A 26,160-nucleotide genomic window follows, 5' to 3' on the forward strand; every position below is an offset into this window, starting at 1 on the left:
CAAGTGTGCGCCATCCCGCAACCTCCTCAGACACTCCCCACCCGCAGCGAGCGCTTGTACGATCTTCTGTATGGCGCAAATCTCCTGGGTGAGGGACGAGCTGCTTCTGGCATGCGCGCTCGTCATGGAGAACGGATGGCGCGAGCTGCGCCAGAGCGATCTCCGGGTTTGGGAACTGTCTGACCTGCTCCGCTCGCTCCCCCTGCATGGGGACGCCGCCAGAGATCAGCGCTTCCGGTCGCCGAACAGTGTGAGCCGCAAGACGACCGACATCGCCACAGCCCACCCTGACCACGTCGGCCCGGCAACCAAGGGCGGGCGCCCCACCCGAGAGATCGTCTCCGACTTCCTCACGCACCCCGCGGAGATGCTCGCCGCCACTCGCGCGCTGCGCGACGGAATCGCCAGCGGCGAACTCCACCGCATCCCGGTGCAGCCGGACGAGGCCGATGACGATGGCGGACAGGGCGCACGCGAAGGCCGGCTGCTGCTGCGCTGGGCGCTGCACCGCGAACGGGACCGCGGTCTCCGGAACAAGAAGATCCGGCAGGTGCAACGTCTGAACCTGCCCGTCCGCTGTGAAGTCTGCACCTTCGACTTCGGCCTCACGTACGGGCCTCTCGGCGCCGACTACGTCGAGGTTCACCACGTCACCCCCCTCCACATCACCGGCTCCCGCGAAACGCGTCTCGAGGACCTCGCCCTGCTGTGCGCCAACTGCCATCGCATGTGTCACAGGAACTACAAGGGGCAATCGTGGCGCACTCCGGACGCTGTTCGTGCGGAAATGCGCTCGGTAACCAGCCGCGCGGCTGCCTGCGCCTCGTGAACTGCTGCGCACAGTGCGCCTGACCGTCAGCCCTCCCGGTGGCCCCGCGTCCGCACCTCGTACGCTCGAAGGACGCACCCCCCGACCGGAAGGACCCCGTCATGCCCCGCATCCCCTCCCCCGCCATCGCCGCCGCCGGGCTCGTCGGCGGGTACGCCGTGGCCCGGTGGACCAAGAAGCGGCCGCTCGGGGGTGCCGTGCTGGCCGTCGCCGGTGGTGTGGCCGCGCGGGAGTGGCAGCAGGCGGGCGGGGCCAAGGCCGCCGTCGGGCTGACCGCCGGGTACGTCGCCGCCTTCGCCGGGTCCCACCCGCTCGCCAAGAAGATCGGGGCCTGGCCCGCCGTGTTCTCCGTCGCCGGTGGCATGGCCGCCGCCTCCTGGGCCGTCACGCGCGGGAAGAACTGACGTCACGCGCGCCCGGGGCCGAGCCCGGCTCCGGGCCCCACGTCCGGGACCCCCGCCCCACCCCGCGCAGGGGCGCCCCACCCCGTGCCGAGCCCCCAGCCCCCAGCCCCCAGCCCCCAGCCCCCGCGAAGGGTCCTCACCCCCCCACCGCGTGGCTCACCGTGTAGATCAGGAGGCCCGCCAAGGCGCCCACCACCGTGCCGTTGATGCGGATGAACTGGAGGTCGCGGCCGATGTTCGCCTCGATCTTGCGGGAGGTCTGGTGGGCGTCCCAGCCGGCGACCGTGTCCGTGATCAGCGAGGTGATCTCGTGGCGGTAGGTGGTGACCACGTACGCCGCCGCGTCTTCCGCCCAGCCTTCCACCTTCGCCTGGAGGCGGGCGTCCGTCGCCAGGCGGGTGCCCAGGGAGATCAGTGAGGCGCGGGCCCGCAGCCGGAGCTGGCTGCGGTCGTCCTCGGCCGCCGCGATGATCAGGGACCGTACCGAGGACCACGCCGAGGCGATGATGTCCTGCACCTCCGGGCGGGCCAGCAGGTCCGACTTCAGGCGCTCCACCCGGGCGCGGGTGTCCGTGTCGGCCTGGAGGTCCGCCGCGAAGTCCGTGAGGAAGCGGTCGATCGCCCCGCGCGCCGGGTGCCCCGGCATGTCCCGCATCTCCGTGACGAAGCGGAGCAGCTCCTTGTAGACCCGCTCCCCGATCCGCTTGTCCACGAAGCGCGGCGTCCAGCCCGGCGCCCCGCCCTGCACCGCGTCCATCACCGAGTCGCCGTGCGTCACCAGCCAGTCGTGCGCGCGGGTGCAGACCAGGTCGACCGCCCTGCGGTGCGCCCCGTCCGAGACCACCTTCTCCAGGGTCTTGCCCAGGCCCGGGGCGATCTCCGCCGCCTCCGCCCTCCGGGTGATCGCCTCGCCCACGACCGCCTGCACGTCCGCGTCCCGCAGCACCGTCAGGGCACCCCGCAGGGCCGTCGACAGCTCCTCCGTGACCCGGTCCGCGTGGGCCGGGTCCGCCAGCCACCCGCCGAGCCGCCCGCCGATGCCCAGGGCCGCCAGCCGGCCCCGTACGACGTCCGCCGACAGGAAGTTCTCGCCGACGAAGGTGCCCAGCGACGCCCCCAGCTGGTCCTTCTTCGTCGGGATGATCGCCGTGTGCGGGATGGGGAGGCCCAGGGGGCGCCGGAACAGCGCGGTCACCGCGAACCAGTCCGCGAGCGCGCCGACCATGCCCGCCTCCGCAGCCGCGGCGACGTACCCCGCCCAGGCCCCCCAGCCCGCGTTCTTCGCCCACGTCGCCAGGGCGTAGACCACGGCCACCAGCAGCAGCAGCGCCGTCGCCAGGGCCTTCATGCGGCGGACGCCTCTGCTCTTCTCCTCGTCCGCCGCCGTGTACGAGAAACTCACCATCGACTCGACCTCCTACATCAGGGACTCCCGGCGCTCGTCCCGAGTTCCCCCGTACATCTTCGCGATCACCGCCTCGATGTCCGGCTCCCGCACCGAGAGGTCGACCAGGGGGTACTTCGCGGCCACCGCCGCCACCAGCGGCGCCGCCGAGGAGACGGACGGGAAGGCGAGCCACTGGCGGGGGCCCTCCGCCCGTACGAAGCGGGCTCCCGGCACGTCCGTGATCGGCTCCACCTCCCGCTCCAGGTCCACCATCAGGAGCCGTTCGCTCTCGCCCACCGCGTGCAGCCCGGCGAGCTCCCCGTCGTACATCAGCCGCCCGTGGTCGATGACCATCACCCGCGAGCAGAGCTGTTCGATGTCCGTGAGGTCGTGGGTGGTGAGGAGGACCGTGGTGCCCCGGGTCCTGTTCAGGTCGCGGAGGAAGTCGCGGACCTTCGCCTTCGACACCACGTCCAGGCCGATCGTCGGCTCGTCCAGGTACAGCACCTCCGGGTCGTGCAGCAGCGCCGCCGCGATGTCGCCGCGCATCCGCTGGCCGAGGGAGAGCTGCCGTACGGGCACGTCGAGGAGCTCGCCCAGGTCGAGCAGGTCCACGCAGCGGGCGAGGTTCTCCTCGTACCGCGCGTCGGGGATCCGGTACATGCGGTGGACCAGCCGGTACGAGTCCTTCAGCGGGAGGTCCCACCAGAGCGTCGTCCGCTGGCCGAAGACCACCCCGATCCGCTGGGCCAGCCGGGTGCGCTCCCGCGCCGGATCGATGCCCGCGACCCGCAGCCGGCCGCCGCTGGGGGTCAGGATGCCGGTGAGCATCTTGATGGTGGTCGACTTCCCGGCGCCGTTCGGGCCGATGTAGCCGACCATCTCGCCGCGCTCCACGCCGAAGGTGATGCCGTCGACCGCCCGGACCTCCTTCTTCTCGCGGCGGAGCAGTCCCGCCCTCCGGCGGACCGTGAAGGTCTTCTCCAGGGCGTCCAGTTCGATGAAGGGCATGCTCCGTCAGCTTCCTGTCGATCGGTACGAGCGGACCCCGGCCCGCCACGCGAGCCCCGCGACCCCGCAGGCCGCGGCCGCCACCAGCGGCGCCGCGAAGGCCGCCCCGTCCGGCACCCCCGCCGGAGCCGGCCGGCCGAGCACGTACAGCGCGGGGAGCCAGCTCACGAACGCCAGCGGCACCACGTACACCACCCCCCGCACCAGGTCCTGCGCGAAGATCGTCGGCGGGTACTGGAGGAGGGTGTTCCCGCCGTACGTGAAGGAGTTCGTGACCTCGGCCGCGTCCTGCATCCAGAAGAGCGCCGACGCGCCCACCACCATCACCGCGCCGAAGATCACCGCCCCGCACACCACCGTCACCGGCAGCAGCAGCACCTTCAGCGGCGTCCAGTCGACGTCGAGCAGCAGCAGCCCCCAGACCAGGACCATCAGGCCCTGCGCGACCCGGCCGAACCGCCGCAGCGCGAACTTGTCCGCCGCGACCTGCGCGAGCAGCGGCGCCGGACGCATCAGGAACGTGTCGAGGGAGCCGTCCCTGACCCGCCGCCCCATCCGCTGGAGCGAGCCCATCGTCAGGTCGGCGAGCCCGAAGGACGTGCCGGCCGTCCCGTACAGCAGGGCGACCTCGGCGAAGGAGAACCCGCCGAGGCCCCGCACCTGACCGAACATCAGGAGGATGACGACGAAGTCGAAGAAGGTGACGCAGAAGCTGGTGAGGAGGGTCAGCGCGAAGGAGGACCGGTACGTCATCGTGGAGCGGATCCACATGCCCGCCACCATGCGGTACGTACGCCAGGATTCCCGCGCCCACGAGTCGCGCGCCGAGGACTCCCCCGCGTCCTGACCCCGGGACTCGCGCGCGTCCTGGCCCCGGGGCTCCCCCGTCCCCGCCCCCCGCACCCCCGGCTCAGCCACCCTGGACCACCACCTTCCGCCGTGCCGCCGCCTGCGCCGCACGGCCCGCGCCCAGCAGGACCACGGCCCAGCAGCCCTGGAAGGCGTACGCCCCCGCCAGCTCCCAGCCCTGGTACCTGCCCAGGTAGACATCGGCCGGCACCTGGAGCAGCGAGGCCCACGGCAGGGTCCGGGCGACCTCGCCCAGCGTGCCCGGGAAGACGTTCAGCGGCAGGAGCATCCCCGAGAAGAACAGGCCGCCCAGCCAGGCCACCTGCACCACGCCCTGCCCGTCGAGCAGCCAGAACGCGCTCATCGCCACCAGGTACCAGAGCGCGAAGCCGACGGTGGAGCCCAGCGCCACCGCCACCAGGAACGCGAGCCAGGCACCCGGCCCCGACGGCAGGGTGAAGCGGAAGACGAGCGCGCCGACCGCCATCGGGACGACTCCCCGGCCGAGGAGCTGGTAGGCGGACCGGCCCGCGTCGGCCGAGAACCACCAGGCCTGGAGGTCGACGGGACGGTAGAGGTCGACGGCGATGTCACCGGTCCTGATCCGCTCGATCAGCTCGTCCTCGAAGCCGCCGCCCATCAGTCCGCAGACGGTGATCAGCGCCTGGCCGATCCACACGTACGCGAGGGCGTCGTCCATGGAGTAGCCGCCGAGCCCCGGCCGTTCGTCCCAGAGGGCGATGTACGTGGCGGAGAGCACGAACCCGAAGACGCTGTTGGTGAAGACGCCCGCGGCCGTGGCCACGCGGTAGGTGGCGTAGCGCCGGAAACCTCCCGCTGCCACCGTCGCGTACAGCCGCAGCATGAAGGTCCCTTTCCCCGGGGTGGACGGCGAAGCGCACGACCCTAGTGGCTCGGCCCGGCGCGCCGCGACCGGTTTTCGCGCCACCTTCGGGGCGCTTGGGAGATTTCCGGGGAGTTTCAGCGCATTCCGTGCAGTATGTGATGCCATGTCCCCTTCCTCCGGTACGAGTGGCACGCACGGCACGAGCGACGACGATCCGCGTCCGAGCGGCTGGGCACCGCGGGACCCCACCCTGCACGGACCGCCCCGGGTCCGGCCGCGCGGCGCCTTCCGCCGCGTCCTCCGGGCGCTCCTCGGGCTCCTGCTGCTCGGGACGCTGCTGCTCGCCGGTGCCTTCGCCGCCGGCTACCTCCTGGTGGAGATCCCGCCCGCCAACGCCGCGGCCGTCGCCCAGTCGAACGTCTACCTCTACCGGGACGGCACCCCCCTCGCCCGCGACGGCGAGGTGAACCGCGAGAACATCCGCCTCGACCAGGTCCCGCTCCCCGTCCGGCGGGCCGTCCTCGCCGCCGAGGAACGCGACTTCCACACCTCGCGCGCCGTCGACCCCAAGGCCATGGTCCGCGCCGCCTGGAACACCGTCACCGGCAAGGGCCGCCAGTCCGGCTCCACCATCACCCAGCAGTACGTCAAGAACTACTACCTGGGCCAGGAGCAGACCCTCAGCCGCAAGGCCAAGGAGTTCTTCATCGCGATCAAGCTGGGCCGCGAGAAGAGCAAGGAGGAGATCCTCCAGGGCTACCTGAACACCAGCTACTTCGGCCGGAACGCGTACGGGATCCAGGCCGCCGCCCGCGCGTACTACGGCAAGGACGTCGAGCACCTCGACACCGCCGAGGGCGCCTACCTCGCCTCCCTCCTCAAGGCCCCCAGCGCCTACGACGTCACCACCCACCCCGAGAACCGCGCCAAGGCCGTCGCCCGCTGGCACTACGTCCTCGACGGCATGGTCACCGAGGGCTGGCTCTCCCCCGCCGCCCGCGCCGCCGCCCGCTTCCCCGCCCCCCAGACCGCGCGCGCCGCGACCGCCCTCTCCGGCCAGCGCGGCTATCTCGTGCAGGCCGTCGAGGAGTACCTCACCGGCCGCGGGATCGTCGACGAGAAGACCCTCGCCGGCGGCGGCTTCCGCATCACCACCACCCTGGAACCCGCCACGCAGGAGGCCCTCGTCCAGGCCGTCGAGGACCGGGTCGTCTCCCGGCTCGACCCGGCGGGCTCCCCCACCGACCGGTACGTACGGGTCGGGGCCGCGGCCGTCGACCCGGCGAACGGCAAGGTCCTCGCCATGTACGGCGGCGTCGACTACACCCAGCAGTACGTCAACAACGCCACCCGCCGCGACTACCAGGTCGGCTCCACCTTCAAGCCCTTCGTCTTCACGGCCGCCGTCCAGAACGCCGCCCAGACCCAGCAGGGCCTGCCCATCACCCCGTACACCGTGTACGACGGCACCAACCGGCGCCCGGTGGAGGGCTGGGGCGGCAGCCCGTACGACCCCGCCAACGAGGACGACGCGGACTACGGCGACATCGCCGTCGGCGCGGCCACCGACCTGTCCGTGAACGCCGTGTACGCCCAGATGGCCGTCGACGTCGGCCCCGCCCGCGTGCGGCGCACCGCGATCGCCCTCGGCGTCCCCGGCACCACCCCCGACCTCACCGCCTCCCCCTCCATCGCCCTCGGCGCCGCCACCGCCAGCGTCCTCGACATGGCCTCGGCCTACGCGACGCTCGCCGCGCACGGACGGAACGGCAGCTACGCGCTCGTCGAGGAGATCAGCCGGAACGGCCACGAGGTCGAACTCCCCGGCACCGCCCGCCGCCAGGCCGTCAGCCGCGAGGCCGCCGACACGACGACGTCGATCCTGCGGAGCGTCGTCGAGGCCGGCACCGGCACGGCCGCGCAGGCCGCCGGACGCCCCGCCGCCGGCAAGACGGGCACGGCGGAGGACGACAAGGCCGCCTGGTTCGCCGGCTACACCCCGGAACTCGCCACGGTCGTGGCGGTGATGGGCCAGGACCCCGAGTCCGGGTCGCAGGAGTCGCTCTACGGCGCCCTGGGCGAGGCGCGTGTCAACGGGGGCGGGGTGCCGGCCGAGATCTGGGGCCGCTTCACCCGGGCGGCTCTGGCCGGGACACCGGCCCGGGACTTCGAGCTCCGGCTCATGCCGGGCGCCGAGGCACCGCCGGCGACGGCGGCACCCGAGTCGACGGAAGGACAGGACGGCTCGGGCCGGCCGGAGGACTGGTACGAGACCGGGGAGGCGGGACCGGGCGCGGCACCGCGCGGCAACGGCCCCGGACACGGGCCCGGAGCAGGACGTGGCCCCGGAGTCGGACGGGGACCTGAGATCGGTCCGGCACCTGGCCCCGGCCCCGGCGCGGGACCCGGCGCGCACCCGGGCGCGGGGCCCGACACCGCGCTTCCGATCACGCCCCCGGTCCCGCCGGCGCCCGGGTCAGGAGCCGGGCGCCCCGCGGGTCAGTGACCGCTGGTCGCCTTGAGCCCCACCACGGCGACCAGCAGCAGACAGACGAAGAAGATCCGGGCGGCGGTCGCCGGCTCACCGAGCACCACCATGCCGAGCACCGCCGCACCCGCCGCGCCGATGCCGACCCACACGCCGTAGGCCGTACCGATCGGCAGGGTCTTGGCAGCCTGCGAGAGCAACATCATCGAGGCGACGATCCCGAGGCCGGTGAACACGCTCGGCCAGAGCCGGGTGAAGCCGTCGGTGAACTTCATGCCGATGGACCAGCCGACCTCGAGCAGACCGGCGACGATCAGAAGAACCCAGGCCATGACGACACACCTCCGCGAGACGGAACAACAGGAGTGCGTCGTCTTGTCGTCAACCCGGTACGGCGCGTCTCGTCGGGGTGTCTCCAGGCTAGCAAAGAACCGGCAAAGGCCCCGGTGACTCCGGTCACCAGGGCCTCGGGGGCGGTCCGACCCGCCGGTCTACAGATACAGCCCGGTCGAGTCCGAGGTGCCCTGGAACCGGTCCGCGGCCACCGCGTGCAGGTCGCGCTCCCGCATCAGGACGTACGCGACACCGCGCACCTCGACCTCGGCGCGGTCCTCGGGGTCGTACAGCACCCGGTCGCCGGTCTCGACGGTACGGACGTTCTGGCCGACCGCGACCACCTCGGCCCACGCGAGGCGGCGGCCCACGGCGGCCGTCGCGGGGATCAGGATGCCGCCCCCGGACCGCCGCTCCCCCTCCGGGGAGTCGGTACGGACCAGGACCCGGTCGTGGAGCATCCGGATGGGCAGCTTGTCGTGCGTGTTCTCGCTCACGGAGTGAACCTACCTGCCCGGGCGGGCGGGAAAGCGATCACGCCTTGTTCCGCCGGGAGACGGAGACGACGAGCCCCACGACGGCGAGGGCCACGACGGCCGCCGGGACCACCCGCTCCAGGCGGGGGGCGCCGTCCTCGTGGGTGAAACGGGCCTTCACGTCCGAGACGACCCGGTTGACGGCGACGAACGCGCGCCCGGCCGTCTGGTCGACCGTCGACGCGACCTTGGCCTTCGCGTCCCCGACGATCGTCTTCGGGTGCACCCGAATGCCGATCTCGTCGAGAGTGACGGCGAGCTGCTCGCGCCGGCGGACGATGTCCGCCTCGATCTGCGCAGGGGTCCTGGCCTCCGACACCGCGCTGCCTCCGTAGTCGTAATCGGTCGTTGACGGCCAGTCTGTCAGTTCCGGCGCGATCAGGTCGCCCCAGACCCCCATGTGACCCCATTAGGCTCTGGAACGCGTACGCGAACATTCCGAGGAGAGCCAGCCATGAGCGAGCGACTGCAGCCCGGCGACACCGCCCCCGCCTTCACCCTTCCCGACGCGGACGGCAACGAGGTCTCCCTCGCGGACCACAAGGGCCGCAAGGTCATCGTCTACTTCTACCCGGCGGCGCTGACCCCCGGGTGCACGAAGCAGGCGTGCGACTTCACGGACAACCTGGACGTCCTCGCGGAGGCCGGCTACGACGTCATCGGCGTGTCCCCGGACAAGCCGGAGAAGCTGGCCAAGTTCCGCGAGAAGGAGCACCTGAAGGTCACGCTGGTCGGCGACCCGTCGAAGGAGACCCTGGAGGCCTACGGCGCCTTCGGCGAGAAGAAGCTGTACGGCAAGGTGGTCACGGGCGTGATCCGGTCGACGGTCGTCGTCGACGAGGAGGGCAAGGTGGAGCACGCCTTCTACAACGTGAAGGCCACGGGCCACGTCGCCAAGATCATGCGGGACCTCTCCGTCGAGGGCTGAGACCCGCCGGGCGAGGTGACGGACGTCCCTTTCCGTGGCCGATTCCGTTTGTGATCGGCTTGACCGTGCAGAAGGTCCTCTGGAGTTCATCCCCTCAGAGAGGACGTACGGTCATGCCGGTCACCGACCGCGACCCCGCCGCCGATCCCGAGGCCCGCAGACGTCATCCGCGCCTGTTCCGGGCCGTCACGCGGCGCCGGGCCCCTCGGCTGCGGCGGACCGACATCACGGTCACCGAGGAGGCCTCGGTGCGGCGGGCGGTGCGGGCGGCCTCCCTGGGCAATGCCATGGAGTGGTTCGACTTCGGCATCTACGCCTATCTGGCCGTCACCCTCGGCCACGTCTTCTTCCCGTCGGGGAACGACACGGTCCAGCTGCTCTCGTCGTTCGCGACCTTCGCCGTCGCCTTCCTGGTCCGCCCCGTCGGCGGCATGGTGTTCGGCCCGATGGGTGACCGGCTGGGCCGTAAGAAGGTCCTCGCGCTGACCATGATCCTCATGGCGGCCGGCACGTTCGCGATCGGGCTGATCCCCTCGTACGCGTCCATAGGCTTCTGGGCGCCGGCGCTGCTGGTGTTCTTCCGGATGGTGCAGGGCTTCTCGACCGGCGGCGAGTACGGCGGCGCCTCGACGTTCATCGCCGAGTACGCGCCCGACCGCCGCCGCGGCTACTTCGGCAGCTTCCTGGAGGTCGGCACGCTGGCGGGCTACGTCGCCGCGGCGGGCCTCGTCACGGCGCTCACGACGTGGCTCGGCCACGACACGATGGAGGCCTGGGGCTGGCGGGTGCCGTTCCTGGTGGCGGGTCCGCTGGGTCTGATCGGCCTCTACCTGCGGCTCCGGCTCGACGAGACGCCCGCGTTCCAGAAGCTGGAGAGCGAGTCGGCGCCGTCGGCGCAGGCCCCGGCGGAGGCGTCCGCCGCGGGCGGCCTGGCGCGGATCTTCCGGCAGCAGTGGCCCGCGCTGATCCTGTGCGTCGCGCTGGTCTGCGCGTACAACATCACCGACTACATGGTGCTGTCGTACATGCCGACGTACCTCTCCGACGAGCTGGGCTACAGCGAGACCCACGGCCTGCTGATCCTGCTGGGCGTCATGGTCGTGCTGATGCTGGTCGTCACGCGGGTCGGGCGGCTCAGCGACCGGTTCGGCCGCAAGCCCGTCCTGATGACCGGCATGCTCGGCTTCCTGCTCCTCTCCCTGCCGGCCTTCCTGCTGATCGGCCAGGGCGGCGTGCCGGCGATCACCGCGGGCATGCTGATGCTCGGCCTGTCGCTGGTCTGCATGCTCGGCACCATGTCGGCGGCCCTCCCGGCGCTCTTCCCGACCGAGGTGCGGTACGGCTCCCTGGCCGTGGCCTACAACGTGTCGACGTCCCTCTTCGGCGGTACGACCCCGCTCGTCATCACGGCTCTGATCGGCGCGACCGGCAGCAACCTGATGCCGGCGTACTACGCGATGGCCGCGGCGCTCGTCGGCGTGATCGCGGTCGCCTGCATGAAGGAGACGGCCCGCCTCCCCCTGGAGGGCTCACCCCCGTCGGTGGCCACCCAGGAGGAGGCCACGGAACTGGTCCTGGCCCAGAGCCCGGAACCGAGGTTCTGACGGAGGGTCGGCGCGCCCGCGCCGACCCGCGCGAGGACCTCCGGCCCCCGTGTCCCGGCTGTCCTGCCGTCACCCGCACCTGACGCCTCGGCGGCTCCCGCTACGATGGCAGGCAGTTGGGCGGCGGTGGTGCAATGGTTGACACAGCAGACTTAGGATCTGTGGCCCTTGATCGGGCTTGAGGGTTCGAATCCCTTCCGCCGCACACGAAACGGCCTGCGCACCGAAGGATCGGTGCGCAGGCCGTTTCGCATGCGGGTGTCAGCCCAGCAGCTCCTTCACCACCGGGACCAGGGCGCGGAACGCCTTGCCTCGGTGGCTGATCGCGTTCTTCTCCTGCGGGGTCAGTTCCGCGCACGTCACCTCGTGGCCCGTCGGCTGGAGGATCGGGTCGTAGCCGAAGCCGTTCGTGCCCGCCGGGGTGGTGCGGAGGGTGCCGTCCATGCGGCCCTCGACCACGCGTTCCGTGCCGTCCGGGAGGGCGAGTGCCGCCGCGCAGGCGAAGTGGGCCGCGCGGTGCTCGTCCGCGATGTCGGAGAGCTGGGCCAGCAGGAGGTTGAGGTTCGCGAGGTCGTCCCCGTGGGTGCCGGCCCAGCGGGCGGAGAAGATGCCGGGGGCGCCGTTCAGGACGTCGACGCAGAGGCCCGAGTCGTCGGCGACGGCCGGGAGGCCGGTGGCGCGGGCCAGGGCGTGGGCCTTCAGGAGGGCGTTCTCGGCGAAGGTGACTCCGGTCTCCTTCACGTCGGGGATGTCGGGGTACGCGTCCGCGCCGACGAGTTCGAGGTCGAGGCCCGCGTCGGCGAGGATCGCGTGGAGTTCGGTGATCTTGCCCGCGTTGCGGGTGGCGAGGATCAGGCGCTGCTGGGTCATGGACCCGATTATCCCGGGGTGCAGACCTTGGCCACTTCGCCGGCCGCGTCCGTGATCGGGGTGATGTCCGGGGTGGAGTCGCCGTTCTTGACCGCCGTGCGGACGGAGTCCACGCCCTTGGTCAGGTCGTCGACGGCCTTCGAGAGGTCGGCGTCGTCCGTCGTGTTCTTGAGGTTGCCCAGCTCGGTGGAGATCTGGTCGAGGGACTCCTCGATCTGCGTCACGTCGTTGGAGGCGTTGGAGACGGCCTGCTGGAGGTTCTGCACGGACGTGGCTATCGCGTCGGCGGTCTTGACGCAGTCCAAGGCGGTGTCGAGGGCTCCGCAGCCGCTCAGGACGGTGGTGAGCGCGGCGGCCGTGGCCACGGCGAGTGCGAGTCGGCGCTTCAAGGCGGGTCCTCCCCCAGATACGTACATGACATGCGGACGGGCGGGCGCACGGATCGTATCCGGCTGCCCGCCCGTCAGGACGCAGGGTGAGGTCAGAGGGTTCCTTCGAGGGCCTTGCGCTGGATCTCGGCCAGTTCGGCGCAGCCGCCGGAGGCGAGGTCGAGGAGCGCGTTGAGCTCCTTGCGGTCGAAGGGCTCGGCCTCGGCGGTGCCCTGGACCTCGACGAAGCGGCCGTCGCCGGTGCAGACGACGTTCATGTCGGTGTCGGCGCGCACGTCCTCCTCGTAGCAGAGGTCGAGGAGGGGGACGCCGTCGACGATGCCGACGGAGACGGCGGCGACGGTGCCGGTGAGGGGCTTGCGGCCGGCCTTGACCAGCTTCTTGCCCTGGGCCCAGGAGATCGCGTCCGCGAGTGCCACGTAGGCGCCGGTGATGGCGGCGGTGCGGGTGCCGCCGTCGGCCTGGAGGACGTCGCAGTCGAGGACGACGGTGTTCTCGCCGAGGGCCTTGTAGTCGATGACGGCGCGCAGGGAGCGGCCGATGAGGCGGGAGATCTCGTGGGTGCGGCCGCCGATCTTGCCGCGGACGGACTCGCGGTCGCCGCGGGTGTTGGTGGCGCGGGGGAGCATGGAGTACTCCCCGGTGACCCAGCCTTCGCCGCTGCCCTTGCGCCAGCGCGGGACGCCTTCGGTGACGGAGGCGGTGCAGAAGACCTTGGTGTCGCCGAAGGAGATGAGGACGGAGCCCTCGGCGTGCTTGCTCCAGCCGCGTTCGATGGTGACGGGGCGGAGCTGTTCGGCGGTACGGCCGTCGATGCGAGACATGGGTCGAGCCTAGCCGGACATGACGGAGGGCCCGTTCCCCTGCCGGAACGGGCCCTCGTCGGGGGGAGCCGGTGGCTCACATCATGTCTTCGATCTCCGCGGCGATCGGGTCGGCGTCGGTGCCGATGACGACCTGGATGGCGGTGCCCATCTTGACGACGCCGTGGGCGCCGGCGGCCTTGAGGGCGGCCTCGTCGACCTTGCCGGCGTCGATGACCTCGGTGCGCAGGCGGGTGATGCAGCCTTCGACCTCTTCGATGTTGTCGATGCCGCCGAGGCCGGCGACGATCTTCTCAGCCTTGCTGGCCATGTGTTTCTCCCTGTCCGTTCTGCGCACCGACGGTCCGCTTTGTCACGGTAACCCACGGTTGGCTCAACTTCGCGAGCGAGTGCAGCCGTTCTGCCGAATGATGACGATCACCGGCGGCCTGTCCTCAGCGGGCTCCCGGAGCCTATCGCAACTGGTCTACACCAGTGTGCAACGAGATGCGGACCCGGCTTGTTCCGGGCAGGGAGGACGCCGATGAGTACGGACAGCGCCGCGGCCGCACCGAAGCGGAAGGGTTCCCTGTCCTGGGGCGGGCTCTTCCAGGGCCTCCAGAAGATGGGCCGCAGCCTCCAGCTCCCGATCGCCGTGCTCCCGGCCGCCGGCATCATCAACCGGCTCGGGCAGCCGGACGTCTTCGGCGCCGACGGTCTGGGCTGGGACAACGTCGCGAAGGTGATGGCGGGCGCGGGCGGCGCGCTGCTCGACGGAAACCTGGGTCTGCCCCTCCTCTTCTGCATCGGCGTGGCCATCGGCATGGCGAAGAAGGCGGACGGCTCCACGGCGCTCGCCGCGGTGGTCGGCTTCCTCGTCTACTACAACGTGCTGCGGCAGTTCCCGAAGACCTGCCCGTCGGGGACCGTGGACATCAACGGCGGCTGCCTCGCGCCCGAGCAGGTCTTCAGCGGGTACACGTACCAGAACCCGGGGGTCTTCGGCGGCATCGTGATGGGCCTGCTCACCGCGTATCTGTGGCAGCGCTACCACCGGACGAAGCTGGTCGACTGGCTGGGCTTCTTCAACGGCCGCCGGCTCGTGCCGATCATCATGACCTTCGTGGCGATCGCCTTCGCCTCGCTGTGCCTGTGGATCTGGCCGCCGATCGGCGACGCGCTGGAGAACTTCAGCGACTGGCTGGTCGGGCTCGGCGCCTGGGGTTCGGGCATCTTCGGCGTCGCGAACCGCGCGCTGCTGGTGATCGGCCTGCACCAGTTCCTGAACGTGCCCATCTGGTTCCAGTTCGGCACGTACACGAAGCCGGACGGCACCGTGGTGCACGGCGACATCCCGATGTTCCTGGCCGGCGACCCGCACGCCGGACAGTTCCTGACGGGCTTCTTCCCGATCATGATGTTCGCGCTGCCGGCGGCGGCCCTCGCGATCACCCACTGCGCGAAGCCGCACCGCCGCAAGGAGGTCGGCGGCCTGATGCTCTCGGTGGCGCTGACCTCGTTCGTCACCGGCATCACGGAGCCGCTGGAGTACTCGTTCCTCTTCATCGCGCCGGTGCTGTTCGCGATCCACGCGGTGCTCACCGGCGTCTCGATGGCCGTGACCTGGGCGTTCGGCGTGAAGGACGGCTTCAGCTTCTCGGCGGGCCTGATCGACTACGTGATCAACTGGAACCTGGCGACGAAACCCTGGCTGATCATTCCGATCGGTCTCGGCTTCGCGATCGTGTACTACGTGATCTTCCGGTTCGCGATCACCAAATTCAACCTCCAGACCCCCGGCCGCGAGCCGGACGAGGTGGGCGAGGAGATGGAGCGGGAGAACGTCAAGTGAGGCGGGGCGACAACGTCAGGTAGCGCCTCGCTCACCCCGCGCAGCGTGACCGTTCCGGGGCTTTCGTCCCCCTCGTAAGCCCTGCCACAGGCCCCCGGACCTGACCGTCCGGGGGCCTTTTGTCGTGCATTTCCAGCTATGGCTGAACGCACAGAATTCGCAGGTTCCTTATCTAAGTCACACGTGCTACAACTGGTCTACACCACTCATTGGTGTAGACCACGCGGTCCAGACCACCGCGTTCCACGAGACGTCGCCTCCCCCCGTGTTCACTGTCCCTGGCGGCGCCTTGCCTTACTGGAGGAAGTTGATGAGTACGGCCACCGCCCAGGCCGCCGCTCCCGCGAAGAAGCGCGGATCCGGCCTGTTCCAGGGCCTGCAGAAGGTCGGTCGCAGCCTGCAGCTGCCGATCGCCGTTCTGCCGGCCGCGGGTATTCTGCTCCGTCTCGGCCAGCCCGACGTGTTCGGCAAGGACGGACTCGGATGGGACAAGGTCGCCTCCGTGTTCGCCACGGCCGGCGGTGCTGTCTTCGACAACCTGCCGCTGCTCTTCTGCATCGGCGTCGCCATCGGCTTCGCCAAGAAGGCCGACGGCTCGACCGCCCTCGCCGCGCTCGTCGGCTTCCTGGTCTACAGCAACGTCCTCAAGGCCTTCCCGGTCACCGACGCCGTCATCAACACCACCGCCAACAAGGGTGTCGACGTCGCCGCGACGTACAACAACCCGGGCGTCCTCGGCGGCATCCTGATGGGTCTGCTCTCCGCGGTCCTGTGGCAGCGGTTCCACCGCACCAAGCTCGTCGACTGGCTCGGCTTCTTCAACGGCCGCCGTCTCGTCCCGATCATCATGGCCTTCGTCGGCACCGCCGTCGGCGTCGTCTTCGGCCTGGTCTGGGAGCCGATCGGTGAGGGCATCTCCAGCTTCGGCGAGTGGATGACCGGCCTCGGCGCCGGTGGCGCCGGCCTCTTCGGCCTCATCAACCGCGCGCTGATCCCGGTCGGCATGCACCAGTTCGTGAACACCGTCTCCTGGTTCCAGATCGGCGACTTCACCAACGCCGCCGGCGAGGTCGTCCACGGTGACCTGAACCGCTTCTTCGCCGGTGACCCGAGCGCCGGAATCTTCATGTCGGGCTTCTTCCCGATCATGATGTTCGGCCTCCCGGCCGCCGCCATCGCCATCGCGCACGCCGCCCGCCCCGAGCGCCGCAAGGCCGTCATGGGCATGATGGTGTCCCTCGCGCTGACCTCCTTCGTCACCGGTATCACCGAGCCGATCGAGTTCACGTTCATGTTCATCGCGCCGGTCCTCTACGCGATCCACGCGGTCCTGACCGCCATCTCCATGGCCGTCACCTGGGCCTTCGGAGTCCACGCGGGCTTCACCTTCTCCGCGGGCGGCATCGACTACCTGCTGAACTGGAACCTCGCGACCAAGCCGTGGCTGATCATCCCGATCGGTCTGGTCTTCGCGGCGATCTACTACGTGGTCTTCCGCTTCGCGATCACCAAGTTCAACCTCCCCACCCCGGGCCGCGAGCCCGAGGAGGAGATCGAGGACCTCACCAAGGCGTGAGCCCTCGCCCGTACGGCGACCCGTACGACGGAAGGCCCCGGAACCAGGACGGTTCCGGGGCCTTCCCCGTTCTCGTATCCGGGGCCTTCCCGGGTCGCGGTTCCGGGGCCTCGCCCGTCCCCGCCGTACGCGGCCTCAGATCTCGTAGACCGCGCCCGGCCGCGCCAGCTCCGAAGGTCCCGCGTACACCTCTCGCGCGTCCCGCAGGTTCCGCTCGCCGTCCGTCCACGGCGGGATGTGCGTGAGGACGAGGCGCCCCACCCCCGCCCGGGTCGCCTGCGCTCCCGCCTCCCGGCCGTTGAGGTGGAGGTCCGGGACGTCCTCCTTGCCGTGCGTGAAGGAGGCCTCGCACAGGAAGAGGTCGGCGCCCTCGGCGAGGTCGTCCAGGGCGTCGCAGACCCCGGTGTCCCCGGAGTACGTGAGCGCGCGCCCGGCGTGCTCGACCCGGATGCCGAACGCCTCGACCGGATGGCACACCTTCTCCGTACGGACGGAGAACGGGCCGATCTCGAAGGCGCCCGACGTCAGCGTGCGGAAGTCGAAGACCTCGCTCATCGAGGACGGCGAGGGCGTGTCGGCGTACGCCGTGGTCAGCCGCTGCTCGGCACCCTCCGGCGCGTAGACCGGGATCGCGTCGCAGCGCCCGCCCTCGTGCCGGTAGAAGCGGGCGACGAAGTACCCGCACATGTCGATGCAGTGGTCCGCGTGCAGATGGCTGAGGAAGATCGCGTCGAGGTCGTACAGACCGATGTGGCGCTGCAGCTCGCCCAGGGCGCCGTTGCCCATGTCGAGGAGCAGCCGGAAGCCGTCGGCCTCGACGAGGTAGCTCGAACAGGCCGATTCCGCGGACGGGAACGACCCGGAGCAGCCGACGACGGTGAGCTTCATGGAGCGAGAACCTCCGTGGACGGGTGCGGGAAGCGCGCTGAGGGAGGGGGAGGCTGTGCGGTCTGTCGAGCGTAAGGCGCACCCGGGCCCGCCGCTCCTTCGTGGTGGCCCGTTGTGGGCGAACTCACGGGCTCTGTCACCGGTTCGGATGGATGCCGGGGCGCTGCGGCGGGGTGGGACGCGCACCGGTACCTTCTTGAGGTATGGACACGTCGTGGTGGCCCGCGCTGGTCGCGGTCGTGGTGATCGCGCTGGTGGTGGCGGTCGCCGACGGACGGAAGCGGTCGGGGCGGCGGCCGTCGGGCCGGACGCGGCCGCCGGCGCGGCCGACGAGGCCGGGGCGCGGGCCGTCGGCGCCGGGGAGGGCGCCCGCGCGGCCGGGCAGGGCTCCGGCGCGGCCGGGGCGTGCTCCGAGGGCGGCCGAGATCTGGTGGGCGGAGGTGCCCTTCGAGGACGGCCCGGGGTCGAAGGACCGGCCGTGTCTGGTGCTGCGCGTACGGGGGGACAGCGCGCTCGTCGCCAAGATCACCAGCAAGTACCACGACGAGCGGCCGGGGGTCATCGCGCTGCCGCCGGGTTCGGTGGGGGACGCGCAGGGGCGGCCCAGCTTCCTGGAGACGGACGAGCTGCGGGAGGTACCGGTGCCGGACTTCCGCCGTCGGGTGGGGCAGGCGGACCCGGCCCTCTGGGACCAGGTCCGCCATCTCGCGCGTTAGCGGTGCGGGGGCGTCACGCCCAGAGCTGGCCCTGGACCGCCGCGATCGCCTCTTCGGTGGTCGCGGCCGTGTAGAGGCCGGTGGAGAGGTACTTCCAGCCGCCGTCGGCGACGACGAAGGCGATGTCGGCGGATTCGCCCGCCTTGACCGCCTTGTTGCCCATGCCGATGGCCGCGTGCAGGGCCGCGCCGGTGGAGACGCCCGCGAAGATGCCCTCCTGCTGGAGGAGTTCGCGGGTGCGGGTGACCGCGTCGGCGGAGCCGACCGAGAAGCGGGTGGTGAGGACGGAGGCGTCGTACAGCTCGGGGACGAAGCCCTCGTCGAGGTTGCGCAGGCCGTAGACGAGGTCGTCGTACCGGGGCTCGGCGGCGACGATCTTGACGTCGGGCTTGTGCTCGCGCAGGTAGCGGCCGACGCCCATCAGGGTCCCGGTGGTGCCGAGGCCGGCCACGAAGTGGGTGATGGAGGGGAGATCGGTGAGGATCTCCGGGCCGGTGGTGGCGTAGTGCGCGCCGGCGTTGTCGGGGTTGCCGTACTGGTAGAGCATCACCCAGGAGGGGTTCTCCGCGGAGAGCTCCTTGGCGACGCGTACGGCGGTGTTCGAGCCGCCCGCCGCGGGGGACGAGATGATCTCGGCGCCCCACATGGCGAGCAGCTGGCGGCGCTCCTCGCTGGTGTTCTCGGGCATGACGCAGACGATGCGGTAGCCCTTGAGCTTGGCGGCCATGGCCAGCGAGATGCCGGTGTTGCCGCTGGTCGGCTCCAGGATGGTGCAGCCGGGGGTGAGGCGGCCGTCCTTCTCCGCCTGCTCGATCATGTGGAGCGCGGGGCGGTCCTTGACCGAGCCGGTCGGGTTGCGGTCCTCCAGCTTCGCCCAGATGCGGACGTCGTCCGAGGGCGAGAGCCGGGGGAGGCGGACCAGCGGCGTGTTGCCGACCGCGGCCAGCGAGGAGTCGTAACGCATGTGGATCAGACCATGCCGCCGGCGACGGCCGGCAGGATCGTGACGTTGTCGCCGTCGGTGAGCTTGGTGTCGATGCCGTCCAGGAAGCGGACGTCCTCGTCGTTCAGGTAGACGTTGACGAAGCGGCGGAGCTTGCCGCCGTCGACGATGCGGGCCTCGATCCCGGCGTGGCGCGTCTCCAGGTCGGCGAAGAGCTCGGAGAGGGTGGCGCCGCTGCCCTGGACGGCCTTCTCGCCGTCGGTGTAGGTGCGGAGGATGGTCGGGATGCGGACCTCGATGGCCATGGCGTGGGCTCCTGTCGGAAGTGGCGTGTCGGGCGCGCTTCTGTGGCCCCGCGCGGAGGGGGTCGTACGGTGCGGACGCTCGGCCGGTCGCTCAGAGCGCGGCGCGTGAGGTACAGATCGCGCTGGCGAGGCGGCACAGGTCGACGTGCAGACGTGCCGCTCCGCCTCCGAAGGCTCCGAGCAGAGCGGAGGCGGAGGGGGCGCCAGCGAACGCGGCGAGCAGGGCGCTGCTCGGAGTCTCTTCGCTCACGTCGTGGGAAACCATGGGCTCATCGTATCGATTCCCGGTCCGGGTTTCGGAATGTGATCTCACATGATGGATGATTTCTGACCGCCTGCCGGAACGGGCTGGAAGAGGACGGTGGGGCTCCCCGTCCGCGGATGCGGGATGACCTCGGCCTCCACCCCGTAGACGGCCTCCAGGAGCGCGGGCGTGAGGACCTCGGCCGGTGTGCCGCCGGTGACGAGCCGGCCGCGCTCCAGCACGTAGAGGCGGTCGCAGTACGCCCCCGCGAGGTTGAGGTCGTGGAGGGCGAGCAGGTTGGTGGTGCCCAGGGTGCGGACGAGGGCCAGGACGTCGAGCTGGTGCCGGATGTCGAGGTGGTTGGTCGGCTCGTCGAGGACGAGGAGGGCCGGGTCCTGGACGAGGGCGCGGGCGACGAGGGCGCGTTGGCGTTCGCCGCCGGACAGGGTGGGGTACGGGCGGTCGGCGAGGTCCGTGAGGCCGACGCGGGCGACGGCGGCGGTCACGCGCGCGTGGTCGTCGCGGGTGTCGCCCTCCCAGAACCGCTTGTGCGGGGAGCGGCCGAGGGCGACGAGTTCGCGGACGGTGAGTTCGCATCCGGTGGCGCTGTCCTGGGGGACGGTGGCGACGCGGCGGGCGCGGGCCTTGGGGCCGAGGGCGCGGAGGTCGTCGCCGTCGAGCGCGGCGTGGCCGGCCGTGGGGGTGAGGGTGCCGTAGACGCAACGCAGGAGGGTGGTCTTGCCGCTGCCGTTGGGCCCGATGAGGCCGACGGTCTCGCCGGGGCGGACGGTGAGGTCGACGGAGCGGAGGCGGTCTCCGTAGGAGAGGCCGTGCAGCCGGAGTCCGGTCACAGGGCGGCTCCTTCGGGGCGGCGGCGCATCAGCCAGAGGAAGAACGGGCCGCCGGTGAGGGCGGTGAGGACGCCGACGGGGATGTCCTGGGGAGCGGCGACGGTCCGGGCGGCGAGGTCGGCGAGGACGAGGGCGAGGGCTCCGCCGAGCGCGGCGACCGGGAGGAGCCTGCGGTGCGGGGCGCCGACGGCGAGGCGGGCGGCGTGCGGGGCCATCAGGCCGACGAAGCCGACGGCCCCGCTCGCCGCGACCATGACGGCGGTGACGAGGGAGGCGAGGACGAAGACGGCGGCGCGGAAGCGGGCGGTGTCGAGGCCGAGGGCGGTGGCGCCCTCCTCGCCGGTGAGGAGCAGGTCGAGGGGGCGGGCGAGGGCGAGGAGCAGGCCGGTGCCGAGGACGAGGACGGCGGCGGGGAGCGCGAGGGTGTCCCAGCGGGCGCTGCCGAGGCCGCCGAGCGACCAGTACAGCGCCTCCTGGAAGTGCTCGGGCCGTCCGGCGACGACGAGGAGCAGGGTGGCGAGCGCGGAGAGGATGTAGGAGACGGCGACTCCGGCGAGGACGAGCCGGGCGCCGGTCATGGTCCCGCCGCGGCGGGCGAGCCCGTAGACGAGGACGAGGGCGAGGAGGGCTCCGGCGAAGGCCCCGGTGGGCAGGGCGACGGTCGTGGTGACCCCTCCCCCGATGCCGACGACGAGGACGAGGACGGCTCCGGCGGAGGCGCCGGAGGAGATCCCGAGGAGGAAGGGGTCGGCGAGCCGGTTGCGCACGAGGGCCTGGAGGACGGCGCCGACGACGGCGAGCCCGGCGCCGACGACGAGGCCGAGGAGGACCCGGGGCAGCCGTACGTCGAGCACGATCGTCCGGTACGGCGAGGGGCCGGCCCGCCCGGTGAGGGCGTCGAGGACCTGGCCGGGCGGGATGCGGACGGAGCCGAGGGCGAGCGCGGCGAGGCAGGCGGCGGCGAGGGCGAGGAGCAGCCCGGTGACGACGAGGGCGAGGCGGACGGGGCGCGCGGGGGCCGGGGCCCCGTCCGGGCCGGAGGGGGTCCGGGCCGGACGGGCGGCGGTGGCGGTGGTCACCGGGCGGCGGGGTGGAGCTGGGCGGCGAGCTTGTCGACGGCGGCGGGGACGCGGACGCCGAGGACCGTGTCGGAGAGGGGGAGGACGGCGAAGCGGCGGTTCTTGACGGCGGGTACGTCCTGGAGGGCGGGGTCGTCGAGGAGCCGCTTCTTCTTCTGGGCGACGGTGGTGGTGCCGTAGTCGTAGATGACGATCACCTCGGGGCGCCGGTCGAGGACCTGTTCCCAGGTGGCGTCGCCGAAGGTCTTGTCGAGGTCGGCGAAGACGTTGCGGCCGCCGGCGCGGGTGATGAGCTCGTTGCCGATGCCCTTGCCGCCGGCGGTGAAGGCGGTCTTGTCGCCGCTGTCGTAGACGAAGACGGAGACCGGGGAGACGCCCTTGAGGCGCTTCTCGGTGGCGGCGACGGTGGTCCGCGCGCCGCGGATCCAGGTCTCGGCGCGGTCGGCGACCCCGAAGGTGCGGCCGGTCTCGCGGACTTCGCGGTAGAGGTCGTCGAGGGAGGTGGAACCGGAGGGGCAGTACTCGGTGTTGAGGCGGGTGGCGATCCCGGAGCGCTTCAGGTCGTCCCGGCTCCGGCCGGCCTTGGCGTCGAAGGCGGAGGCGTAACCGCCGTACACGAAGTCGGGGTTCGCGGCGAGGAGGGCCTCCTTGGAGGGGTACTCCTTCGCGAGGACGGGGACGGTGTCGTAGGCCTTCTCGTACGCGGGGAGGATCGCGTCGTCGAGGTAGGCGGTGCCGGCCAGCGACTTCTCCAGGCCGAGGGCGAGCATGACCTCGGTGACGTGCTGGTTCATGGTGACGGCGCGCCGCGGCGGGGCCTGGTAGGTCGTCGTCACCCCGCAGTTGGTGACGGTGTACGGGAATCCCGGCGCGGGCTTCGCGGGCGGGGCGGCGGCCTCGGGGGCGGCCGAGCAGGCGGCGAGCAGCGGGACGAGGGCGGCTGCGGACAGCAGCGAGCGGCGCCGGAACATGGCGGCAGGGCCTCCTCCGGGGATTTCCACGTCCCCGATCGGTGGTGGGAGGCGGCAGGTCAGTTCCTGGCTTCCGCCTCCCCGTGGGGAGGCGGTCACAGTGGCGGGACCGTGCCGGATTCGCACCGGCTTCCTGGGTCCTGCCGCCCGTTCGGTCCCGGTCAGTGTCTCACCCGGGCCGGGACGGCTCGCTCCGCGCGGGTGGTGCTCCGCCCGCGGTCGGTCTCCTACGCGTAGGCCTCGACGATCTCGACCTCTTCCTCGGTCACGACGCCCTCGACGATCGAGAAGGAGCGGAACTGGAAGGGGCCGGCGGCGTCGGTGTCGGCGGTGGAGACCAGGACGTAGTGAGCCTGGGGCTCGTTGGCGTACGTGATGTCGGTGCGGGACGGGTAGGCCTCGGTCGCGGTGTGCGAGTGGTAGACGATGACGGGCTCCTCGTCCCGGTCGTCCATCTCGCGGTAGAGCTTGAGCAGGTCCGCGGAGTCGAACTCGTAGAAGGTGGGCGAGCGGGCGGCGTTCAGCATCGGGATGAACCGCTCGGGGCGTCCGGTGCCGACCGGTCCCGCGACCACGCCGCAGGCCTCGTCGGGGTGGTCCGCTCGGGAGTGCTCCACGATCTGGTCGTACAGGGCCCGGGTGATGGTCAGCATGCCGACAGGATAAGCAGACGGGCCGTTCCGTACCGAGAAGTGGTACGGAACGGCCCGGATGCTGAGACGTGCCAGGTCGGGGCGTCAGGCGCGCTTGACGAAGGCCGCGCCCTGGGGGTTGCGGGCCTTGAGGACCAGGTACGCGACGGCGAGGATCAGGCCCCAGACCGGCGCGCCGTAGAGCGCGACCCGGTTGTCCTTGTCCATGCCCATGGTCACGACGACCAGGCCGATGAAGGCGAGCGACAGGATGCTGAACCAGATGCCACCCGGCGCCTTGAAGGAGGAGTGGGGCAGCTCGCCCCGGTCGGCCTTGAGGCGGTAGCGGATCTGGCAGATCAGGATGACGATCCAGGCCCACATGCCGGAGATGGTGGCGAAGGAGACGACGTAGTTGAACGCCTCGCCGGGCCACTGGTAGTTGATCCAGACGCCGACCATCATCAGCGCGGCCGAGACCGTGGTGCCGACCAGCGGGGTGCCGGACCTCGTGAGCCGGGTGAAGACCTTCGGGCCCTGGCCGTTGAGCGCGAGGTCGCGCAGCATGCGGCCGGTGGAGTACATGCCCGAGTTGCAGGAGGACAGGGCGGCCGTCAGGACGACGAAGTTGACGATGGCGGCGCCGATGCCGAGGCCCATCTTCTCGAAGGCCGCGACGAACGGGGAGACGCCGGGCTTGAACTCGGTCCACGGGACGACCGACAGGATCATGATCAGCGCGCCGACGTAGAAGACGGCGATGCGCCACGGCACGGTGTTGATCGCCTTCGGCAGGACCGTCTTCGGGTCCTTCGACTCGCCCGCGGTGACGCCGACCAGCTCGACGGCGAGGAAGGCGAACATGACCATCTGGAGGGTCATCAGGGTGGAGAAGATGCCGTCCTTGCCCGCGAAGAAGCCGCCGAGGTCCCACAGGTGGGTGACGGAGGCGGTGTCGCCGGCGTCGGAGAAGCCGAGGGTGAGGATGCCGGCGCAGATCAGGATCATGCCGACGATCGCGGTGACCTTGACCATGGAGAACCAGAACTCCAGCTCACCGAAGAGCTTCACGGAGATCAGGTTGGCGCCGTAGAGGATCACGGTGAAGACGAGGGCAGACAGCCACTGCGGGATGTCCCACCAGTACGTCATGTACGTCGCCGCGGCGGTGACCTCGGTGATGCCGGTGACGACCCAGAAGAGCCAGTACGTCCAGCCGGTCACGAAGCCCGCGAACGGGCCGATGAACTCACGGGCGTACTCCGAGAAGGAGCCCGACACCGGGCGGTACATGAGGAGCTCGCCGAGCGCCCGCATGATGAAGAAGATGACGAGGCCCGCGAGGGCGTACGCGAGGATCAGACTGGGTCCCGCGATGGAGATGCCCTTGCCGGCCCCCAGGAAGAGCCCGGTGCCGATGGCGCCGCCGATCGCGATCATCTGGATCTGCCGGGCGCCGAGCGCCCGGTGGTAACCCTCGCCGGAGGCGGAGTCCGCGGCCTCATTGCCGTCGTGCTGCTTGTCGACCTGCACTGAGGTCATGGTGGTGCGCCTTTCTCCATGCTGATCCGCGCGACTGCGAGTGCGTCTGCCGCGATCAGATCCTGATCCCCCCGGATGTGGATGGAGTGCTACCGGCGGTCAGCCGGCCCCAGCGCCCTCGGGAACAGGGGTGGCGTGCCCGAGTGGTCGTGAAGATTTATCACGGGGTGGGGAGTGATCGACCGGGTAGGGTGTGGCGCGCATCACAAAAAAATACGGACAAAAGGTGCGCAAGACGGGTAGGCGGACGCTCTGATAACGCATTCGTTATCCGGATTTGAGCGTCCGCTGAGCGAACAGCCCTTCGGCCGGGCCCTCAGGGGTCGGCCGATCAGGGATCAGGCCGGCAGGGATCAGGCCATCAGCGTCGCGACGAGCGACTCCTGGAGGGCGCCCAGCCAGAGGTACGCCATCACCATCGGCTTGCGCGGGTCGGAGTCCGGCAGCCGGTACAGCTGCTCGCTGTCCTCGTCGTCGGTGACCTCCAGGCGGGTCCCGATCGTCAGCCGGAGGTCGTTGAGCGCGCCGAGCCACGCCCGGGACTCGTCCGGGGTGAGCTTCAGGACCGCGCCGCCCTCCCCCGCCGCCTCGGCGGAGAGGGAGTCCAGGGCGCGCACGACCACGAGGGCGTCCTCGCGCTTGCGGGCCCGCAGGTCGTTCTCGGTGTAGCGGCGGAAGTCGGAGGCGGCCGACCGCAGCTCCTCGCTGTCGTCCCCGTACGCGTCGGGGAAGAGGCGCCGGAGGGCGGGGTCGGACGGCGGCTCGCTCGGCCCCTCGGCGAAGAGGGCGGCCAGCGGGTCCGCGTCCGCGGCGGGCTCGTCGCCCGGACCGATCAGCTCCATGAGCTGGACGGCGAGGGAGCGGAGGATGGAGATCTCGACGTCGTCGAGCGCGACGGCCGCGCCGCCGCCGGGGATCGGCTCGAAGTGCCCGGCCATCAGAAGCGGTCCTGGGAGAGCGTCGCCCACAGCCCGTAGCCGTGCATCGCCTGCACGTCCCGCTCCATCTCCTCGCGGGTGCCGCTGGAGACCACCGCGCGGCCCTTGTGGTGAACGTCGAGCATCAGCTTGTGCGCCTTGTCCTTGGAGTATCCGAAGTACATCTGGAAGACGTACTCGACGTAGCTCATCAGGTTGACCGGATCGTTGTGCACGAGGGTCACCCAGGGCACGTCGGGTTCGACGACCGCGGAGACCTCCTCGGCCGATTCCGTACGTTCGATCTCAATAGGCGCGACGCTCACTCACACCATGTTGTCACCCCTGGGGGGCGGTAGCGCAAAC

At 71.1% G+C, this 26,160-nt stretch carries 29 protein-coding genes, 1 tRNA gene, 1 pseudogene and 2 riboswitches; of the genes and pseudogenes, 9 read left to right on the forward strand and 22 right to left on the reverse strand.

Features of this window, described 5'->3' with window-relative positions; translation table 11 throughout:
• Positions 1 to 70 precede the first annotated feature (70 nt).
• Both ACFYXU_RS11955 and ACFYXU_RS11960 read left to right on the forward strand, forming a co-directional pair.
• On the forward strand, positions 71 to 829 hold the full coding sequence (locus tag ACFYXU_RS11955; protein ID WP_389457497.1) for an HNH endonuclease: 759 nt from the start codon (positions 71 to 73) through the stop codon (positions 827 to 829).
• A 101-nt stretch (positions 830 to 930) separates the two neighbouring features.
• A complete protein-coding gene (locus ACFYXU_RS11960) occupies positions 931 to 1,233 on the forward strand; it encodes a hypothetical protein (RefSeq protein ID WP_376508010.1) in 303 nt (100 codons plus the stop codon).
• A gap of 136 nt (positions 1,234 to 1,369) precedes the next feature.
• Here ACFYXU_RS11960 and ACFYXU_RS11965 read toward each other — a convergent pair.
• The 4 genes and pseudogenes from ACFYXU_RS11965 to ACFYXU_RS11980 all read right to left on the reverse strand — a co-directional run.
• Positions 1,370 to 2,632 (reverse strand): annotated as a pseudogene (locus ACFYXU_RS11965) (DUF445 domain-containing protein); the annotation flags it as partial.
• An 18-nt stretch (positions 2,633 to 2,650) separates the two neighbouring features.
• Entirely contained in the window at positions 2,651 to 3,631 is a 981-nt protein-coding gene (locus tag ACFYXU_RS11970) for an ATP-binding cassette domain-containing protein (protein WP_329851036.1), read from the reverse strand.
• Between the two features lie 6 nt (positions 3,632 to 3,637).
• On the reverse strand, positions 3,638 to 4,414 hold the full coding sequence (locus ACFYXU_RS11975) for an ABC transporter permease (protein ID WP_376508075.1): 777 nt from the start codon (positions 4,412 to 4,414) through the stop codon (positions 3,638 to 3,640).
• A 127-nt stretch (positions 4,415 to 4,541) separates the two neighbouring features.
• Positions 4,542 to 5,342, reverse strand: coding sequence for an ABC transporter permease (locus ACFYXU_RS11980; RefSeq protein ID WP_376508074.1), 801 nt, complete (start codon positions 5,340 to 5,342; stop codon positions 4,542 to 4,544).
• A 148-nt stretch (positions 5,343 to 5,490) separates the two neighbouring features.
• Between ACFYXU_RS11980 and ACFYXU_RS11985 the strand changes: the two genes are divergently transcribed.
• The gene (locus ACFYXU_RS11985) at positions 5,491 to 7,833 is read left to right on the forward strand and encodes a transglycosylase domain-containing protein (RefSeq protein WP_389407100.1); all 2,343 of its coding nucleotides are present in this window, start codon (positions 5,491 to 5,493) and stop codon (positions 7,831 to 7,833) included.
• Here the strand turns inward: ACFYXU_RS11985 and ACFYXU_RS11990 are convergent.
• From ACFYXU_RS11990 to ACFYXU_RS12000, 3 genes are all read right to left on the reverse strand, one after another.
• Entirely contained in the window at positions 7,827 to 8,147 is a 321-nt protein-coding gene (locus ACFYXU_RS11990; protein WP_361393414.1) for a multidrug efflux SMR transporter, read from the reverse strand. The genes ACFYXU_RS11985 and ACFYXU_RS11990 overlap by 7 nt on opposite strands.
• 32 nt (positions 8,148 to 8,179) lie before the next feature.
• Positions 8,180 to 8,250: riboswitch (guanidine-III (ykkC-III) riboswitch) on the reverse strand.
• A gap of 56 nt (positions 8,251 to 8,306) precedes the next feature.
• Positions 8,307 to 8,645: a co-chaperone GroES gene (locus ACFYXU_RS11995; RefSeq protein ID WP_030222196.1), complete on the reverse strand. Its 339-nt coding sequence runs from the start codon at positions 8,643 to 8,645 to the stop codon at positions 8,307 to 8,309.
• Between the two features lie 37 nt (positions 8,646 to 8,682).
• Positions 8,683 to 9,003, reverse strand: a complete 321-nt coding sequence (locus ACFYXU_RS12000) for a DUF3618 domain-containing protein (RefSeq protein ID WP_329851140.1) — start codon at positions 9,001 to 9,003, stop codon at positions 8,683 to 8,685.
• A gap of 135 nt (positions 9,004 to 9,138) precedes the next feature.
• On the opposite strand from ACFYXU_RS12000, the gene bcp reads away from it, so the two are divergent.
• The 3 genes from bcp (at position 9,139) to ACFYXU_RS12015 (ending at position 11,421) form a co-directional block, all read left to right on the forward strand.
• Positions 9,139 to 9,612: a thioredoxin-dependent thiol peroxidase gene (gene bcp / locus ACFYXU_RS12005; protein ID WP_329851042.1), complete on the forward strand. Its 474-nt coding sequence runs from the start codon at positions 9,139 to 9,141 to the stop codon at positions 9,610 to 9,612.
• A 113-nt stretch (positions 9,613 to 9,725) separates the two neighbouring features.
• Positions 9,726 to 11,216 (forward strand): glycine betaine/L-proline transporter ProP, encoded by a 1,491-nt coding sequence (proP, locus tag ACFYXU_RS12010; protein ID WP_376508007.1) that lies wholly within the window; start codon positions 9,726 to 9,728, stop codon positions 11,214 to 11,216.
• Between the two features lie 120 nt (positions 11,217 to 11,336).
• Positions 11,337 to 11,421, forward strand: a tRNA-Leu gene (locus ACFYXU_RS12015).
• Between the two features lie 56 nt (positions 11,422 to 11,477).
• On the opposite strand, the gene rdgB is transcribed toward ACFYXU_RS12015, so the two are convergent.
• The 4 genes from rdgB to ACFYXU_RS12035 all read right to left on the reverse strand — a co-directional run bounded on the left by rdgB (position 11,478) and on the right by ACFYXU_RS12035 (position 13,609).
• Positions 11,478 to 12,086 (reverse strand): RdgB/HAM1 family non-canonical purine NTP pyrophosphatase, encoded by a 609-nt coding sequence (gene rdgB, locus ACFYXU_RS12020; protein WP_376508004.1) that lies wholly within the window; start codon positions 12,084 to 12,086, stop codon positions 11,478 to 11,480.
• An 8-nt stretch (positions 12,087 to 12,094) separates the two neighbouring features.
• A complete protein-coding gene (locus tag ACFYXU_RS12025; protein ID WP_376508003.1) occupies positions 12,095 to 12,502 on the reverse strand; it encodes a hypothetical protein in 408 nt (135 codons plus the stop codon).
• 65 nt (positions 12,503 to 12,567) lie between these two features.
• Positions 12,568 to 13,299 carry a ribonuclease PH gene (rph, locus tag ACFYXU_RS12030; RefSeq protein ID WP_329851051.1) on the reverse strand — a complete coding sequence of 244 codons (732 nt, stop codon included), beginning with the start codon at positions 13,297 to 13,299 and terminating at the stop codon, positions 12,568 to 12,570.
• Positions 13,300 to 13,375: 76 nt separating this feature from the next.
• Positions 13,376 to 13,609, reverse strand: coding sequence for a glucose PTS transporter subunit EIIB (locus tag ACFYXU_RS12035; protein ID WP_107439586.1), 234 nt, complete (start codon positions 13,607 to 13,609; stop codon positions 13,376 to 13,378).
• A 213-nt stretch (positions 13,610 to 13,822) separates the two neighbouring features.
• On the opposite strand from ACFYXU_RS12035, the gene ACFYXU_RS12040 reads away from it, so the two are divergent.
• Positions 13,823 to 15,130: a PTS transporter subunit EIIC gene (locus ACFYXU_RS12040; protein WP_376508002.1), complete on the forward strand. Its 1,308-nt coding sequence runs from the start codon at positions 13,823 to 13,825 to the stop codon at positions 15,128 to 15,130.
• A 310-nt stretch (positions 15,131 to 15,440) separates the two neighbouring features.
• Complete coding sequence (locus tag ACFYXU_RS12045; protein WP_329851053.1) at positions 15,441 to 16,706, forward strand: PTS transporter subunit EIIC; 1,266 nt, start codon at positions 15,441 to 15,443, stop codon at positions 16,704 to 16,706.
• A gap of 135 nt (positions 16,707 to 16,841) precedes the next feature.
• Here the strand turns inward: ACFYXU_RS12045 and ACFYXU_RS12050 are convergent, their stop codons facing one another.
• Positions 16,842 to 17,594, reverse strand: a complete 753-nt coding sequence (locus ACFYXU_RS12050) for an MBL fold metallo-hydrolase (protein ID WP_389407099.1) — start codon at positions 17,592 to 17,594, stop codon at positions 16,842 to 16,844.
• 203 nt (positions 17,595 to 17,797) lie between these two features.
• Between ACFYXU_RS12050 and ACFYXU_RS12055 the strand changes: the two genes are divergently transcribed.
• Entirely contained in the window at positions 17,798 to 18,310 is a 513-nt protein-coding gene (locus ACFYXU_RS12055; protein WP_376508001.1) for a type II toxin-antitoxin system PemK/MazF family toxin, read from the forward strand.
• A gap of 13 nt (positions 18,311 to 18,323) precedes the next feature.
• On the opposite strand, the gene ACFYXU_RS12060 is transcribed toward ACFYXU_RS12055, so the two are convergent.
• The 10 genes from ACFYXU_RS12060 to clpS all read right to left on the reverse strand — a co-directional run bounded on the left by ACFYXU_RS12060 (position 18,324) and on the right by clpS (position 26,120).
• On the reverse strand, positions 18,324 to 19,274 hold the full coding sequence (locus ACFYXU_RS12060) for a cysteine synthase (RefSeq protein WP_329851058.1): 951 nt from the start codon (positions 19,272 to 19,274) through the stop codon (positions 18,324 to 18,326).
• A 5-nt stretch (positions 19,275 to 19,279) separates the two neighbouring features.
• Positions 19,280 to 19,558 carry a MoaD/ThiS family protein gene (locus ACFYXU_RS12065; RefSeq protein WP_329851059.1) on the reverse strand — a complete coding sequence of 93 codons (279 nt, stop codon included), beginning with the start codon at positions 19,556 to 19,558 and terminating at the stop codon, positions 19,280 to 19,282.
• A gap of 91 nt (positions 19,559 to 19,649) precedes the next feature.
• Positions 19,650 to 19,823 (reverse strand): putative leader peptide, encoded by a 174-nt coding sequence (locus ACFYXU_RS12070; protein ID WP_329851060.1) that lies wholly within the window; start codon positions 19,821 to 19,823, stop codon positions 19,650 to 19,652.
• 44 nt (positions 19,824 to 19,867) lie between these two features.
• On the reverse strand, positions 19,868 to 20,653 hold the full coding sequence (locus tag ACFYXU_RS12075; protein ID WP_389407098.1) for an ABC transporter ATP-binding protein: 786 nt from the start codon (positions 20,651 to 20,653) through the stop codon (positions 19,868 to 19,870).
• Positions 20,650 to 21,732, reverse strand: coding sequence for a FecCD family ABC transporter permease (locus tag ACFYXU_RS12080; RefSeq protein ID WP_376507999.1), 1,083 nt, complete (start codon positions 21,730 to 21,732; stop codon positions 20,650 to 20,652). The genes ACFYXU_RS12075 and ACFYXU_RS12080 overlap by 4 nt, the downstream gene beginning before the upstream one ends.
• Entirely contained in the window at positions 21,729 to 22,703 is a 975-nt protein-coding gene (locus ACFYXU_RS12085) for an ABC transporter substrate-binding protein (RefSeq protein WP_389407097.1), read from the reverse strand. Before ACFYXU_RS12085 ends, ACFYXU_RS12080 begins: the two co-directional genes overlap by 4 nt.
• Before the next feature lie 60 nt (positions 22,704 to 22,763).
• Positions 22,764 to 22,839, reverse strand: a riboswitch (cobalamin riboswitch).
• Positions 22,840 to 22,930: 91 nt separating this feature from the next.
• Complete coding sequence (locus ACFYXU_RS12090) at positions 22,931 to 23,356, reverse strand: M67 family metallopeptidase (RefSeq protein WP_361393405.1); 426 nt, start codon at positions 23,354 to 23,356, stop codon at positions 22,931 to 22,933.
• 84 nt (positions 23,357 to 23,440) lie between these two features.
• Positions 23,441 to 24,877, reverse strand: a complete 1,437-nt coding sequence (locus tag ACFYXU_RS12095) for an amino acid permease (protein WP_376507997.1) — start codon at positions 24,875 to 24,877, stop codon at positions 23,441 to 23,443.
• A gap of 353 nt (positions 24,878 to 25,230) precedes the next feature.
• Positions 25,231 to 25,815, reverse strand: a complete 585-nt coding sequence (locus ACFYXU_RS12100; protein ID WP_329851067.1) for a DUF2017 domain-containing protein — start codon at positions 25,813 to 25,815, stop codon at positions 25,231 to 25,233.
• Positions 25,815 to 26,120, reverse strand: a complete 306-nt coding sequence (gene clpS / locus ACFYXU_RS12105) for an ATP-dependent Clp protease adapter ClpS (protein ID WP_329851069.1) — start codon at positions 26,118 to 26,120, stop codon at positions 25,815 to 25,817. The genes ACFYXU_RS12100 and clpS overlap by 1 nt, the downstream gene beginning before the upstream one ends.
• Between the last annotated feature and the right edge of the window lie 40 nt (positions 26,121 to 26,160).

Origin of the sequence: Streptomyces sp. NPDC002232 (genome assembly GCF_042890295.1) — a bacterium.
GTDB lineage: Bacteria > Actinomycetota > Actinomycetes > Streptomycetales > Streptomycetaceae > Streptomyces.